This window comes from Thalassospiraceae bacterium LMO-SO8 (assembly GCA_031655335.1).
Classification (GTDB): domain Bacteria; phylum Pseudomonadota; class Alphaproteobacteria; order Rhodospirillales; family Casp-alpha2; genus UBA1479.
Window position 1 is genome coordinate 1,529,719 of sequence record CP134226.1, and the last position, 13,391, is coordinate 1,543,109.

General features: G+C 66.1%; 14 protein-coding genes. 6 read left to right on the top strand and 8 right to left on the bottom strand.

Translation table 11 applies throughout. From position 1 onward, the window contains the following. Window positions 1-272: 272 nt before the first annotated feature. Complete coding sequence (locus RJ527_07410) at window positions 273-818, top strand: FxsA family protein (protein ID WND77560.1); 546 nt, start codon at window positions 273-275, stop codon at window positions 816-818. Window positions 819-905: 87 nt separating this feature from the next. Beyond that, window positions 906-1,409, top strand: coding sequence for a protein-export chaperone SecB (gene secB, locus RJ527_07415; GenBank protein ID WND77561.1), 504 nt, complete (start codon window positions 906-908; stop codon window positions 1,407-1,409). A 28-nt stretch (window positions 1,410-1,437) separates the two neighbouring features. Here secB and dnaQ read toward each other — a convergent pair whose 3' ends face one another. Genes dnaQ through RJ527_07440 form a run of 5 tightly spaced genes read right to left on the bottom strand, consistent with a single transcriptional unit; the run spans window position 1,438 to window position 5,087 of the window. Beyond that, a complete protein-coding gene (gene dnaQ / locus RJ527_07420) occupies window positions 1,438-2,103 on the bottom strand; it encodes a DNA polymerase III subunit epsilon (GenBank protein WND77562.1) in 666 nt (221 codons plus the stop codon). A gap of 22 nt (window positions 2,104-2,125) precedes the next feature. Beyond that, the gene (gene coaE, locus RJ527_07425; protein WND77563.1) at window positions 2,126-2,749 is read right to left on the bottom strand and encodes a dephospho-CoA kinase; all 624 of its coding nucleotides are present in this window, start codon (window positions 2,747-2,749) and stop codon (window positions 2,126-2,128) included. 14 nt (window positions 2,750-2,763) lie between these two features. Continuing rightward, window positions 2,764-3,615, bottom strand: coding sequence for a shikimate dehydrogenase (locus RJ527_07430; protein WND77564.1), 852 nt, complete (start codon window positions 3,613-3,615; stop codon window positions 2,764-2,766). A gap of 21 nt (window positions 3,616-3,636) precedes the next feature. Next, window positions 3,637-4,260: a Maf family protein gene (locus tag RJ527_07435; GenBank protein ID WND77565.1), complete on the bottom strand. Its 624-nt coding sequence runs from the start codon at window positions 4,258-4,260 to the stop codon at window positions 3,637-3,639. Further along, window positions 4,257-5,087 carry a pyruvate, water dikinase regulatory protein gene (locus tag RJ527_07440; protein ID WND77566.1) on the bottom strand — a complete coding sequence of 277 codons (831 nt, stop codon included), beginning with the start codon at window positions 5,085-5,087 and terminating at the stop codon, window positions 4,257-4,259. The genes RJ527_07435 and RJ527_07440 overlap by 4 nt, the downstream gene beginning before the upstream one ends. A 525-nt stretch (window positions 5,088-5,612) precedes the next feature. On the opposite strand from RJ527_07440, the gene hemE reads away from it, so the two are divergent. From hemE to rho, 4 genes are all read left to right on the top strand, one after another. Beyond that, window positions 5,613-6,584, top strand: a complete 972-nt coding sequence (gene hemE, locus RJ527_07445; GenBank protein WND78036.1) for a uroporphyrinogen decarboxylase — start codon at window positions 5,613-5,615, stop codon at window positions 6,582-6,584. A gap of 5 nt (window positions 6,585-6,589) precedes the next feature. After that, window positions 6,590-7,639 (top strand): ferrochelatase, encoded by a 1,050-nt coding sequence (hemH, locus tag RJ527_07450; protein WND77567.1) that lies wholly within the window; start codon window positions 6,590-6,592, stop codon window positions 7,637-7,639. A 10-nt stretch (window positions 7,640-7,649) separates the two neighbouring features. Next, window positions 7,650-8,096, top strand: a complete 447-nt coding sequence (hemJ, locus tag RJ527_07455) for a protoporphyrinogen oxidase HemJ (protein WND77568.1) — start codon at window positions 7,650-7,652, stop codon at window positions 8,094-8,096. 333 nt (window positions 8,097-8,429) lie between these two features. Continuing rightward, complete coding sequence (rho, locus tag RJ527_07460; protein ID WND77569.1) at window positions 8,430-9,686, top strand: transcription termination factor Rho; 1,257 nt, start codon at window positions 8,430-8,432, stop codon at window positions 9,684-9,686. 78 nt (window positions 9,687-9,764) lie between these two features. On the opposite strand, the gene RJ527_07465 is transcribed toward rho, so the two are convergent. From RJ527_07465 to RJ527_07475, 3 genes are all read right to left on the bottom strand, one after another. Beyond that, the gene (locus RJ527_07465; GenBank protein ID WND77570.1) at window positions 9,765-10,739 is read right to left on the bottom strand and encodes a quinone oxidoreductase; all 975 of its coding nucleotides are present in this window, start codon (window positions 10,737-10,739) and stop codon (window positions 9,765-9,767) included. A gap of 123 nt (window positions 10,740-10,862) precedes the next feature. Beyond that, window positions 10,863-11,324: a methylated-DNA--[protein]-cysteine S-methyltransferase gene (locus tag RJ527_07470; GenBank protein ID WND77571.1), complete on the bottom strand. Its 462-nt coding sequence runs from the start codon at window positions 11,322-11,324 to the stop codon at window positions 10,863-10,865. Next, window positions 11,321-13,363 carry a thioredoxin domain-containing protein gene (locus RJ527_07475; GenBank protein ID WND77572.1) on the bottom strand — a complete coding sequence of 681 codons (2,043 nt, stop codon included), beginning with the start codon at window positions 13,361-13,363 and terminating at the stop codon, window positions 11,321-11,323. Before RJ527_07475 ends, RJ527_07470 begins: the two co-directional genes overlap by 4 nt. Between the last annotated feature and the right edge of the window lie 28 nt (window positions 13,364-13,391).

Sequence of the window (13,391 nt, forward strand, 5' to 3'; positions counted from 1 at the left end):
TTTTTGTTTTCGCCCCCGACGATGGGAGCTTTGGCGCCGAGGCGGCTGGCTGCGCCGCCGGCACCGTGGTTTAAGTTCGAACGCGCCCTTTGCGCGCCAAGGTTAGCGGACGCCCGTGCCCAGGTCCAGCAAAGCTGCGGGCGGGCGGGCGCCGCATGTGGGGGGCGACCCCGCCGGCCCCGGCTGCTAAACTCAAGCCGCCGATGGGTCTTATGTGCCAAGTCTTTGCCCCAGGACCTTGAGATAGTCGTAATACAGGATAACTACAACCCGTGGCCCCATTCATCCTGATCCTGTTCATCGCTGTCCCGATCGTCGAGATCGGCCTGTTCGTGCAGGTCGGCGGCGCGATCGGCCTGTGGCCGACCCTGGCCATCGTCATTCTGACGGCGGTTCTGGGCACGGCGTTGCTGCGCCATCAGGGGCTCGACACCCTGCGCCGGGTGCAGGACAGCCTGGCCCAGGACCGGCTGCCCGTGGCCGAGATGTTCGACGGGCTTTGCCTGTTGATGGCCGGGGCGCTGCTGCTGACGCCCGGCTTCATGACCGATCTTTTCGGATTTCTGCTGTTCGTGCCGCCGTTTCGCGCCGCCGCCGCCCAGGCCATCGGGCGCTATGTCCTGAGCCACGGCCGCGTCCATGTCCAGACCATGAGCATGGGGCCCGGGGCCGCGCCGGGGCCAGGGCCGCGCCAAGGCCGGGGGCCGGGCAGCGGGCCGGTCATCGACGGCGACTTCGAAGAAGTCGCGCCGGAGACATCGGCCCTTGACGACCACAGCCCCCCAAAGGCCTCCGGCAAACCACCCGAAAACCGCTAACCGGAACCTCCGCCCGGGCTGCCTTGGTAGTTGTTCCCGGCCCTGATCCATGGTAGCCAGCTATCCGCCTTAAATACGGAGACGATCATGAGCGACGACACGACGCCCGAGACAGATGCGGCCGCAATCAACAACCTCAAAGAAGGCGACCAGGTCCCCCTGGTAATCCATGGCCAGTACATTAAGGACCTGTCTTTCGAAATTCCCGGCGCGCCGCAGATTTTTCTCGAGGCACCCAAGGGCCAGCCCGAGGTTAATCTGAACCTGGACGTGCAGGTCGAGGGCATCTCCGAGGACGTGTTCGAGGTCATTCTCGACATCAAGGCCGAAAGCAAGATCGCCGGTCAGGTCACTTATATCCTGGAATTAAAATACGCGGGCCTGTTCACCCTGCGCGTGCCGGAACAACACCGGGCGGCGGCGTTGTTCGTCGAATGCCCGCGTCTGATGTTCCCCTTCGCCCGCGCGATCATGGCCGACATCAGCCGTGACGGCGGATTCCAGCCGCTGGTCCTCGGCCTGATCGATTTCGCCGCCCTTTATCAGCAGAACATCGACAATCTGCAGAGCCAGGTCAAAGGCAGCGCCTAAGCGCTGATTCGCCGCGGGCCCAACGCATTCAGGCAACCCAGACGGGGTCTTTCAGCTTTTCCAGAAAGGCCCGATGCGCCGCTTCTTCTTCCGGAAGCGGCGCGTGGGCGCGCGGCGGCCGGGCGACCCGTTCCACGGTAACGCCCTGGGTCCCCGCCTCGGCGGCAAGTTCCAGATCCGGCTGCCGCCCGCCGATCAATTCCAGATAGACCTCGGCCAGCAGGCGGGCGTCCAACAAGGCGCCGTGCAGGTCGCGGTGCGTGTTGTCGATCTGGAACCGCCGGCACAACGCATCCAGGCTGGCACCCGCACCGGGAAATTTCTTGCGCGCCATGGCGACCGTGTCGACGGCCTGATTCAAGGGAATCGACGGCCGCTTGAGGCGCGCCAGTTCCGCGTTGATGAACCCCATGTCGAAGGACGCGTTGTGAATCACCAGGGGCGCCGTGCCGACAAAGTCGATAAAGGCGTCGGCGATATCGGCGAACACGGGATGTTCGGCAAGGAATTCCACCGACAGGCCATGCACGTTGAAGGCCTCGATCGGCATGTCCCGTTCGGGATTGACGTATTGATGGTAAGTCCGCCCGCTGGCGACGTGGTTGATCAGCTCGACGCAGCCGATTTCAACGATGCGGTGACCGTTCAGCGGGTCCAGCCCCGTCGTTTCCGTATCCAGCACCACTTCCCGCATGGGTCGCCTCCTTGAACTCAGGTCACCAATAAGAGGAGGGAGCCCAGACCCGTCCCTTGCATGTGCGCAGCAGTTTGACGATCCGTTTGAGATCCATCAAGGCCGCATGTCGGCCGATCCCCGTGTTGACGGCGAAATCGGCGAGCCAGACCTTTTCCCGGGCCGGGACCTGGCGGGCCAGGATCGCCTCGAATTTTTTTTTCGTCATGCCGGGGCGGGCCAGCACGCGGCGGCGCTGCAGGGCGTCGCGGCAATGCACGACCAGCACGGCGTCGCAGCGCGCGTCGCCGCCGGTTTCGAACAGCAGGGGAATGTCGAGCACGACGAGCGGAACCCGACGCCGGGCACGGGCCGCAAGAAATTGTTTTTCCGAGCGCCGGACCAGGGGGTGGAGAATGCCTTCCAGGCGTTTGAGCGCCACGTCGTCGCCGAGCACCCTGGCCCCCAGGGCCTGACGATCCACGGCGCCGTTTTTCACCACCCCCGGAAAAGCCGCGCCGACCGCCGCGACCGCAGCCCCCCCGGGGCCCATCAGGGCATGCACCGCGGCGTCCGCGTCGTGGACCGGCAGGCCCAGACGCCGCAACTGCGCCGCCGCCGTGGACTTGCCCATGCCGATGGAGCCGGTGAGGCCGAGAATGAACATCGGCCCCCGCCCGCTCAGCCCTGGCCCAGGTGGACGAGGATGCGGGCGCGCAGGTCCGCCGTCACCCGGGGGGCCTGACCGAACCAGGCCTCGAACCCCGGCCGCGCCTGATGCAACAGCATGCCGAGCCCGTCGACCACCGGATTGCCGCGTGCCCGGGCGGCGGCCAGCAGACCCGTTTCCAGGGGGGCATAGACGATGTCGTTGACCAGCGCCGCCACCGGCAGGGCGTCCAGGGAAATCTCCAGCGGATCCTTGCCCGTCATGCCCAGGGTCGTCGTGTTGACCAGAAGGTTCGCCGCCGCGAGCACCGCCGCGCGGTCGTTCCAGTCATGAACCGTGACCGGGCCGCCCAGGTCTTGGGCCATGCGGTCGGCGCGCGCGCGGGTGCGGTTGATCAGTTTGATCTCGGGCACGCCGGCGTCGGTCAAGGCGACCACCACGGCGCGGGCCGCGCCGCCGGCGCCCAGCACCACGGCGGGACCCGCGGCCGGATTCCAGCCGGGCGCGCCTTCTTTCAGATTTTCCAGGAATCCGAAGCCGTCCGTGTTGGTGCCGGTCAATTTGCCGTCGGCGCCGACGATCACCGTGTTCACGGCACCGATGCGCCGCGCCAGGGCGTCGGCGTCATCGACGGCGGCGAGGGCGGCTTCCTTATGAGGCACCGTCACGTTGACGCCGCGAAAACCCATCTTGGCCAGGGCTCTCAGAACCTCGGCGAAATTCTCGGGCGCCACCGCCAGCGGCACATAGGCGCCGTCGATCCCCAGGCCGTCCAACCAATGGCCGTGCAGCACCGGCGACAGGGAATGGCTTACGGGCCATCCCATCACGCCTGCCAGTTTCGCCCGCCCGGTCATGGTCATCGTCTTGGGTCCGTTCCGTCGTCAGCCGAGAAGCCCCGCCGCTGTTTCGCCCCGCCGGCGCAGTTCGCCGAGCAGGGCCAACAGCGGCAGGCCCAGGATGGTAAAATAGTCGCCTTCGATGCCCTCGAACAACTGCGCACCCAGGCCCTCCAGCTGATAAGCCCCGACCGAGGTCAGAACCGCCGCGCCGGCGCGGTCCAGATAATCCGCGATGGCGTCCCCATCGAGGGGCCGCATGGTGAGGCGGGCGGAAGCATGATGACGCCAGATCACCTGACCGTCCCGCGCCAGGACGACGGCCGACACCAGGGTATGATCGCGGCCCGCGAGGCGTTCCAGGGTTCGCGCGGCGGCGGCCAGATCATCGGGCTTGCGCAGGCTGTCACCGTCCAGATCCAACATCTGGTCGGCGCCGATCACCAGGGCGCCCGGATGGCGCCCGGCGACCCGGGACGCCTTGGCGGCGGCCAAGGCCAGGGCGACATCGGGCGTGCTCATGCCGTTTTGGCGGCAATCCGCCTCGATTTCGGGTTCATCTACATCCGCCGGATCGACGGTAATGCCGAGGCCGGCCGCGCGCAGCATGTCGGCGCGCACGCGGCTGCCCGAGGCCAGGACCAGCCGGGTCCCGGGTTCTGCCGTCACGTCAGGGGGCCGGGGGCTTCCCCGCGGCGGCGGCTCAACAGCTGGATCACGTTGGCGGCCGTTTCCTCGATGGATTTGCGGGTCACGTTGATGACCGGCCAGTCGTATTTGGAGAACACGCGGCGGGCCTCGGTGATTTCCTTCGACACCATGTCGAGATCGACGTAGTCGGTGTTTTCATCCTGATCCAAGAGGCGCAGACGCTGGCGGCGGATTTCCACCAGCCGGCGCGGATCCTTGGTCAGGCCGACGACAAGGGGATGGGTCAGCTTGTACAGGTCGTCGGGCAGGGGCACGCCGGGCACGAACGGCACGTTGGCCGTCTTGATGCCCCGGTTGGCGAGATACACGCTGGTCGGCGTCTTGGACGTGCGCGACACGCCGACCAGGACCACGTCGGCATCGTCCAGGTCCCAGGTCGACTGGCCGTCGTCATGGCTGAGGGCGAAGTGCATGGCTTCGATGCGGTCGAAATATTCCGCATCCATGACATGCTGGCGGCCGGCCCGGCCGCGCACCTTGGCGTTGAAATAACCGCCCATGGCGTTGAGCACGGGATCGAGGACATGGATGTGCGGCACCATCAGGCGGCGGCAGCCGTCTTCCAGATGTTTGCGCAGGTCTTCATGCACCAGGGTATAAAGCACCATGCCCGGCTGATCGTGGACGACGCCGAGAAGCTGGTCGATCTGTTCCGGGGAGCGCACCATGCTCCACATATGCTCCTGCGCCTGGACGCTGTCGAACTGCGCCAGGCAGGCGCGCGCGACCATGGACACGGTTTCCCCCGTGCTGTCCGAAACGAGATGCAGATGGAATTCCTTCACGGGCGGGAAAACTCCGGCACAAGGACGGTATGAAATCGGGACGGGTTGTGGACAACTAAGGCGTTTTTCACAAAGCCCCGTTTCCCACGCGCTGACCGTTTATGGATACACAGGCAAAATGCGGCTGTAAAACACAATTCAGCCTTCGGGGGAGCGGTGACAACCCGGTCGCCATCCCGGTTTCATCCCGGCTTTTCCCGTTTTTCGCGGATCTGGAAAATCTCCGTGATTCAACCGGATACCCGGACCTTACCGATGACTGTACACAGCCTGACGCGGCAGGAACGATCCCCGCGTTATGGAATCGGGATAACCTGTTGACGCATTTGATCCCCGTCATTCCACCCTCCTACTACAACATCAATAATCTTTATAAATACTTGTTTATTTGAATAGGTGGGGCACCCGTCTATGGTGCCGGACGGGTCTTGAGGCCCTTGAACGAACCTTTGGAGACCCGATCCCTTGCGTCCTTTCCTTGAACCCTTTGACGGCAATATCCCGGCCCGGCCGCCGGTCTGGTTCATGCGCCAGGCCGGGCGCTATCTTTCCGAATACCGGGCGCTGCGCAAGACGGCGCCGGATTTTCTCGGCTTCTGCTACACCCCCGATCTGACGGTGGAGGCGACGCTGCAGCCGATCCGGCGCTACGGCTTCGACGCGGCGATCCTGTTTTCCGACATTCTGGTGATCCCCGACGCGCTGGGCCAGAACGTGCGGTTCGAGGAAGGGGTCGGCCCGCTGCTCGATCCCATTACCGACCGGGCGGGAATTTCGGCCTTGAAGACGGATGGCGTGCTCGATCATCTGGCGCCGGTGTTCGAAACCCTGACGCGCCTGCGCCGCGAGCTGCCGGATGAAACCGCGTTGATCGGGTTCGCCGGCGCGCCCTGGACCCTGGCGTTCTACATGATCGAGGGCCGGGGCGGGGTCGACGGCGGCAAGCTGAAGCGCATGGCCTACGGCCAGCCGGAGGATTTCCAGGCCCTGATGACGGTGTTGGAGGAGGCTCTGGTCGCCTATCTGTGCCGTCAGGTCGCGGCCGGGGCCGAGGTGTTGCAGTTGTTCGACAGCTGGTCCGGAATCGCCGACGAGACCCTGTTCAAGCGTTGGATCATCGGCCCCACGGCGCGGATCGTGGCACGGGTGAAGGAAGCCCATCCGACGGTGCCGATCATCGGCTTCCCCAGGGGGGCGGGGCCCATGGTCGCGGCCTATGCGGCGGAAACGGGCGTCGACGGGATGTCCGTGGACAGTCAGGTGCCGCTGACCTGGGCGCGCAAGAACGTTGCGGCCAATCTGGTCTTGCAGGGCAATCTGGATAATCAGCTGCTGGTTACCGGCGGCGAGGAGATGGACCGGGCGGTCGACCGCATCGTCCGCGACATGCAGGGCCATCCCTTCGTGTTCAACCTGGGCCATGGTATTTTACCGCAGACGCCGCCGGAACATGTCGGGCGGGTGTTGGACGTGCTGCGCGGCAAGGTGGGGAAATAGTCGTCATGGCGGGCAAGCGCGCGGTCGTGCTGTTCAACCTGGGCGGCCCGGACGGGCCCGACGCGGTCGAACCGTTCCTGTTCAACCTGTTCAACGACCCGGCGATCATTTCCCTGCCCAATCCGTTTCGTTGGTTCATCGCCAGGATGATCAGCCGCCGGCGCGCGCCCATCGCGCGCGACATCTACGGCAACATCGGCGGCAAGTCGCCGCTGCTGGAAGAAACCCAGGCCCAGGCGCGGGCGCTGGAGGCGGCGTTGAACGGACCGGGAAAACCGGAAACCAGGGTGTTCGTCTGCATGCGCTATTGGCATCCCATGAGCGGGGAGACGGCCCGGGCGGTGGCGGCCTTCGCGCCGGACCGGGTGGTCGAACTGCCGCTTTATCCGCAGTATTCGACGACGACCTCGGGCTCGTCCCTCAAGGATTGGCGGCGGGCGGCGGCGGCGGCCGGGGTGACGGGCGAGGCGCGGGCAGCCTGCTGCTATCCGACGGCGGCGGGGCTCATCGCGGCGCAGGCGGATCTGGTCGCCGAAGGGATCGCCAAAGCCAGGGAAACGGGGACGCCGCGCGTGCTGTTTTCTGCCCATGGCCTGCCGAAGAAGGTGATCGCCAAGGGCGATCCCTACCAGTGGCAGGTGGAGCAGACGGCGGCGGCGGTGATCGGCGAATTGCGCCGGCGCGGCATCGAGGGCTTCGATCCGGTGGTGTGCTACCAAAGCCGGGTCGGGCCGCTGGAATGGATCGGCCCCGCGACGGAGGACGAGATCAAGCGCGCGGGCGCCGACAAGGTGCCGCTCGTGGTGGTGCCCATCGCCTTCGTGTCCGAGCATTCGGAAACCCTGGTCGAGCTCGACATCGAATACCGCGAGGTCGCGGACCATGCCGGCGCGCCGGCCTATCACCGTATCCCCACCGTGGGCACGGCGGCGGGCTTCATCGCGGCCTTGGCCGAGATCGTCGAGGGGGCGTCGGGGGCCGGTGCCAGGACCTGCCATCCGTCGGCGGCGCGGCTGTGCCCGGGCGCCTGGTCGGCCTGTCCCTGCGCGGCCTGAGGGGATTGCCATGGAACTGAGCGCCACGGCCTATGCCTGGATCAAGGCCCTGCACGTGATCAGCGTGATCGCCTGGATGGCCGGGTTGCTGTATCTGCCGCGCCTGTTCGTCTATCACGTCGACGCCGAGGCAGGGTCCGACAAATCCGAGACCTTCAAGATCATGGAACGGCGCCTGATGCGGGGCATCATGAATCCGGCGATGATGGCCTCCGTGCTGTTCGGCCTGATCCTCATGGCGGCGTCGGGAACGGCGATCTGGCAGACGATCTGGTTTCCGGTAAAGGCCGGGTGCGTTTTGGCGATGATGGTGATGCATGTGTACTGCGGCAAATGGCGGCGCGCCTTCGCCGAGGACCGCAACCGGCATTCCGGGCGATTCTACCGCTTCATGAACGAGGTGCCGGCGGTGCTGATGGTCGTTATCGTCATCATGGTCATCGTGCGGCCGGGCTAGATCCGGGATGCCTTGGCAGCGAATGTGAAGGCCTTGGCACAAAAAGTTCAATTGACTTGATTTTCCGCATTCGTTAATCATCCCATGTGCCGACGCGGACGGCATCCCGCCTCCTTCGGGCCCGGTTTACCAAAGGTCCCGCCCAATCCTTTCTCCATCGACCAACCCGGCCCGGGCGCGTCCGATGTCTCGCAACGGTTTCAGCCGGCCCAGGATGGGACGGCGGGGCCGTCCCGCAGGCCCGCGCATCGCCGCGACCAACCCGGCCCGTCCGGCCGACGCCTCTTCCGGCCTCTAGCCCTTCCCGTTTTCCCCCCACCGATCAGGCCTCACATGAATCTCAAGGAACTGAAGCAGAAATCCCCCGCCGACCTTCTGGCCTATGCCGAAGAGTTGGAGATCGAAAACGCCAGCTCTCTGCGCAAGCAGGACATGATGTTCGCGATCCTCAAGCAGCTTGCGGACAACGACGTTGCGATTTACGGGGACGGCGTCCTTGAGGTGTTGCAGGACGGCTTCGGCTTCCTGCGCTCCCCGGAAGCGAACTATCTGCCGGGCCCGGACGACATCTACGTGTCGCCCAGCCAGGTGCGCCGCTTCGGCCTGCGCACCGGCGACACGGTGGAAGGCGAGATCAGGGCGCCCAAGGACGGCGAGCGTTATTTCGCCCTGCTGAAGGTCAACCAGATCAACTTCACCGACCCCCAGGCGGTGCGCCATCGGATCAACTTCGACAACCTGACGCCGCTGTATCCGGACGAACGGCTGATGATGGAAATCGAAAATCCCGAGCACAAGGACCCGACGTCCCGCGTGCTCGACCTGATCTGCCCGATCGGCAAGGGGCAGCGCGCCCTGATCGTCGCCCCGCCGCGCACGGGTAAGACGGTGATGTTGCAGAACATCGCCCATTCCATCGCCGAAAACCATCCCGAGTGCTATCTGATCGTGCTGCTGATCGACGAACGGCCCGAGGAAGTCACGGACATGGACCGTTCGGTCAAGGGCGAGGTCATCTCCTCTACCTTCGACGAGCCGGCGACCCGCCACGTCCAGGTCACGGAAATGGTGCTGGAAAAGGCCAAGCGTCTGGTCGAGCACAAGAAGGACGTGGTCATCCTGCTCGATTCCATCACCCGTCTGGCCCGCGCCTACAACACCGTGGTGCCGTCTTCCGGCAAGGTGCTGACCGGCGGCGTCGACGCCAACGCCCTGCAGCGGCCCAAGCGGTTCTTCGGCGCCGCGCGCAATATCGAGGAAGGCGGGTCCCTGACCATCATTTCGACGGCGCTGATCGATACCGGATCGCGCATGGACGAGGTCATCTTCGAGGAATTCAAGGGCACCGGTAACTCGGAAATCATTCTCGACCGCAAGCTGTCCGACAAGCGCGTGTGGCCGACCATCGACATCACCAAGTCGGGGACGCGCAAGGAAGAACTGCTGGTCGAAAAGGGCACCCTGGCCAAGATGTGGGTGCTGCGCCGGATTCTCATGCCCATGGGCGTCACGGACGCCATGGAGTTCCTGTTGGGTAAGCTGAAGGAAACCAAGGTCAACAGCGAGTTCTTCGATTCCATGAACAGCTGATCTCGGCGAACAGATCGAATCAAAAACGCCGGCGGGGTTTTCCTCGCCGGCGTTTCTGTTTTCAGGCGGTGGTCCCGATCAGGGGATCAGCACGCTCGAGCCCGTGGTCTTGCGGGCTTCCAGGTCCGTATGGGCCTGGGCCACGTCGGCCAGCGGATAGGTCTGGTTGATGTTGATCTTGACCTTGCCGGAGGTCACGGCGTCGAACAGGGCGTTCGCCCCCTCGGCCAGGATTTCCGGGTTGCGGGTATGGGTCGCCAGGGTCGGGCGGGTCAGGTAGAGCGATCCCTTGGGCCCGAGGATGGCCGGGCTGATGGGATCGACCGGGCCGGAGGCGTTGCCGTAGGTCGCGAGCACGCCGAACGGGCGCAGGGAATCCAGCGACGCCATGAAGGTCGCCTTGCCGATGCTGTCGTAGGCCGCGGCGACGCCTTCGCCGCCGGTGTATTCCTTGGCTTTCTCGGCGATGTTTTCCGTCGAATAGTTGATGGTATGGGCGGCGCCCGCGGCCTTGGCGATCTCGGCCTTTTCCTCGGACCCGACGCAGCCGATGACGAGGGCGCCCAGCGCCTTGCCCCATTGGCACAGGATCTGGCCGACCCCGCCGGCGGCGGCGTAAACCAGCACGGGATCGCCCGGCTTCACCGGATAGGTGCGGTGCAGCAGGTAATGGGCGGTCATGCCCTTCAGCATCATGGCGGCGGCGGTCTGGTCGTCGATCGCGTCGGGCAGGTGCACGGCCTTCCAGGCCGGGATGCATCGCGCCTGGGTGTAGCCGCCCTTCAGCATCGGGTAGGCGACGCGGTCGCCGACCTTTTTGTCGGTCACGCCCTCGCCCACGGCTTCGACCACGCCGGCGGCTTCCATGCCGATGATTTCCGGGAAGTCGGTCAACGGGTACAGGCCCGTGCGAAGGTAGATGTCGATGAAGTTGAGGCCGCAGGCGGTCTGGCGGATGCGGATCTCGCCCTTGCCGGGATCGCCGACGTCCACGTCCTCGTACTTGAGGACTTCGGGTCCGCCGGTCTCGTGGATGCGGATGGCCTTGGTCATGGGAAAATTCCTCCTTGGTGGTGGTCCCGGGCGATTGGTCGCCCTGGGCGCTTTTTCGGGATGTGGCGGTATCTTGGTCACGCGCGGCGGCGGGGGCAAGCCCGTTGACGGGGTGCGGGGGCGTTAAATCAGGGTCGCACCCTCAAGCCGCAGCAACGCCTGCTTGGTCTCGACGCCCTCGCCGGCGGAATAGCCGGTCATGCGCCCGCCGGCGCCGGTGACCCGGTGGCAGGGAATCAGGATGGGCAGGGGATTGGCGCCGCAGGCCCCGCCGACGGCGCGCGCCACGCCGCCGATGCGGGCCGCCAGTTCACCGTAGGTTTCCGTTTGGCCGTAAGGGATGTCGCACATGGCCTGCCACACGCGGCGTTGAAATTCCGTGCCGCCCACGGGGGCGAGGGGCAGGTCGAAATCCCGGAGCCCGCCGTCGAAATAGGCGGTGAGCTGGCGCGTCGCCTCGTTCAGCAGGGGGGTCGACCGCGAGGCGGGGGCGCGGCCCCATTCCAGGGCCGTGAGCGCCCCCTGGTCCTCGAACAGGGTCAGGGGCCCGACGGGGGAGTTCATGGAGGTGTAGAAATCGCTCATGCCTGGGCGGCGAGGGCCTGGGCGAGGGCGGCCGCCCCGGTCATCGGCAGGGAGCAGGCCGGCCCGGCGCAGAGATAGGCGGCGGGCGCGCCATCGACCGGGCCCTTGCCGGCGGCGGGGTGGGACGGGGGCAGGTCCCGGCCGTCGGCCGTGCGTTGCAGGATCAGGCGCGGATGGCCCGACGCCAGGGCGGTGGCGGCGAGGGCCTCGGCGGCGGCCCCCGATCCGGCGACGGTGACCTGCACGGCGTTTTCCAGAATCTCGAACCCGGTCTGGAAGGTGGTCTGATGGGCGAGGTTGATGGTCTCCTCCGGCGCCAGGGCCGCGATCAGGGCGTCGGCGCGGTCGCGGTAGGCGGCGTCGCCGGTCAGATGGTAAAGGCGGGCCAGGACCTCGACCATGGTGCCGTTGCCACAGGGCACGGCGTTGTCGTGCACGGGCTTGGAGCGGGTCAGAAGATCGGCCGTGTCATCGGCGGCCATGAAGTAGCCGCCGTTGCCGGCGTCCCAGAAATGGCGGTCGAGCACGGCGGCCAGGGATTGCGCCTGGGCCAGATAGGCGGCGTCGCCGGTGCCCTGGTGCAGGGCCAGGGCGGCGCGGGCCAGGTTGGCGTAGTCTTCCAGCACGCCGGGATGGGCGGCCTTGCCGGCGCACCAGGAATGCAACAGGCGGTCGCCGTTCTTCAGATTCTCCATGACGAAGGCGAACACCCCTTCGGCGGTGGCCAGCCAATCAGGCCGGCCGAACACGGCGGCGGCCTTGGCCAGGGCGGCGACGGCCAGACCGTTCCAGTCGGCCAAGACCTTGTCGTCGCGCATCGGCGGCACCCGCTTGGCGCGCTCCGGCAGCAGCACGGCGCGGCAGCGGGCAAGCACGGCTTCCCGGTCGGGGTTGCCGAAATCCGCATCGGCGGTGCGGTTGAGGATGGTGTGCCCTTCCCAGTTGCCATGGGGCGTCACGTCATAGGCAGCCTTGAACACGGGCGCGTCGGCGCCCAGAAGCGCGTCGATCTCGGCCTCGCTCCAGACGTAGTATTTGCCTTCGACCCCTTCCGAATCCGCGTCATAGGCGGAGACGAAGGCGAAGGGGGCGGCGGGATCATCGGCGGCGCGCATGTCGGCCAGCATCCAGTCGATGGTTTCCGCCGTGCGCAGGCGGAACAGATCGGCCTTGGGGCCGGCCTCCAGCCGGGGCCAGACCTCTGCCATCAGCTCGACCAAAAGGGCGTTGTCGTAGAGCATTTTCTCGAAATGCGGGACCAGCCATTCCGCGTCCACGGAATAGCGGGCGAAGCCGCCGCCCAGGTGATCGTAGATCCCGCCCTGGCAGATGTTGGCCAGGGTCGCGGTCACGGCCTCGCGGTACATGGGGCCGTTGGTGCGGATATATGCCCGCCACAGGGCCTGGAAGAAATTGGGTTGGGGAAACTTCGGCGCGCCGTGGGTGCCGCCGTTGACGGGGTCGACGAAGCGCAGCATCTGCCGGGCGACCTCGTCGAGCGCGTCCAGAGAGACGGTGCCGCCGCCCTTGGGCGTGGCGAGGGAGGACAGGGCGTCGCGCATGCGCTTGGCGTTGTCGGCGATCTTGGCGGGCTCGTCCCGATAGGTCGCGGCGAGGCTTTCCAGTACCTGGGGAAATCCGGGCCGGCCGTAGCGGGGGGCCGGCGGGAAATAGGTGCCGCCCCAGAACGGTTCCAGGTCCGGGGTCAGGAACATGGTCAGCGGCCAGCCGCCGTGCTCGCCCATCATGGCCAGGGCGCTTTGATAGATGTTGTCCAGGTCGGGGCGTTCCTCGCGGTCGACCTTGATGTTCACGAAGTGGGTGTTCATCAGGCCGGCGATGTCGGGGTTTTCGAAGCTTTCATGGGCCATGACGTGGCACCAGTGGCAGGCGGCGTAACCGACCGACAGCAGGATCGGCTTGTTGCCGTCGCGGGCCTCGGCCAGGGCCTCGGGCCCCCAGGGCCGCCAATGCACCGGGTTGTTCTTGTGTTGCAGGAGGTAGGGGCTGGTCTCTTGGCCGAGTTGGTTGTCGCTCATGAATGCTCCGCTTCGCCCGCGTGGTGAT

Coding starts and splice junctions, on each gene's coding strand:
- hemH (WND77567.1), top strand. CDS start 6,590: ATGGCGGGCAAGCGCGCGGTCGTGCTGTTCAACCTGGGCGGCCCGGAC.
- RJ527_07470 (WND77571.1), bottom strand. CDS start 11,324: ATGAGCGATTTCTACACCTCCATGAACTCCCCCGTCGGGCCCCTGACC.
- RJ527_07465 (WND77570.1), bottom strand. CDS start 10,739: ATGACCAAGGCCATCCGCATCCACGAGACCGGCGGACCCGAAGTCCTC.
- hemE (WND78036.1), top strand. CDS start 5,613: ATGCGCCAGGCCGGGCGCTATCTTTCCGAATACCGGGCGCTGCGCAAG.
- RJ527_07475 (WND77572.1), bottom strand. CDS start 13,363: ATGAGCGACAACCAACTCGGCCAAGAGACCAGCCCCTACCTCCTGCAA.
- coaE (WND77563.1), bottom strand. CDS start 2,749: ATGTTCATTCTCGGCCTCACCGGCTCCATCGGCATGGGCAAGTCCACG.
- secB (WND77561.1), top strand. CDS start 906: ATGAGCGACGACACGACGCCCGAGACAGATGCGGCCGCAATCAACAAC.
- RJ527_07430 (WND77564.1), bottom strand. CDS start 3,615: ATGACCATGACCGGGCGGGCGAAACTGGCAGGCGTGATGGGATGGCCC.
- dnaQ (WND77562.1), bottom strand. CDS start 2,103: ATGCGGGAAGTGGTGCTGGATACGGAAACGACGGGGCTGGACCCGCTG.
- rho (WND77569.1), top strand. CDS start 8,430: ATGAATCTCAAGGAACTGAAGCAGAAATCCCCCGCCGACCTTCTGGCC.
- hemJ (WND77568.1), top strand. CDS start 7,650: ATGGAACTGAGCGCCACGGCCTATGCCTGGATCAAGGCCCTGCACGTG.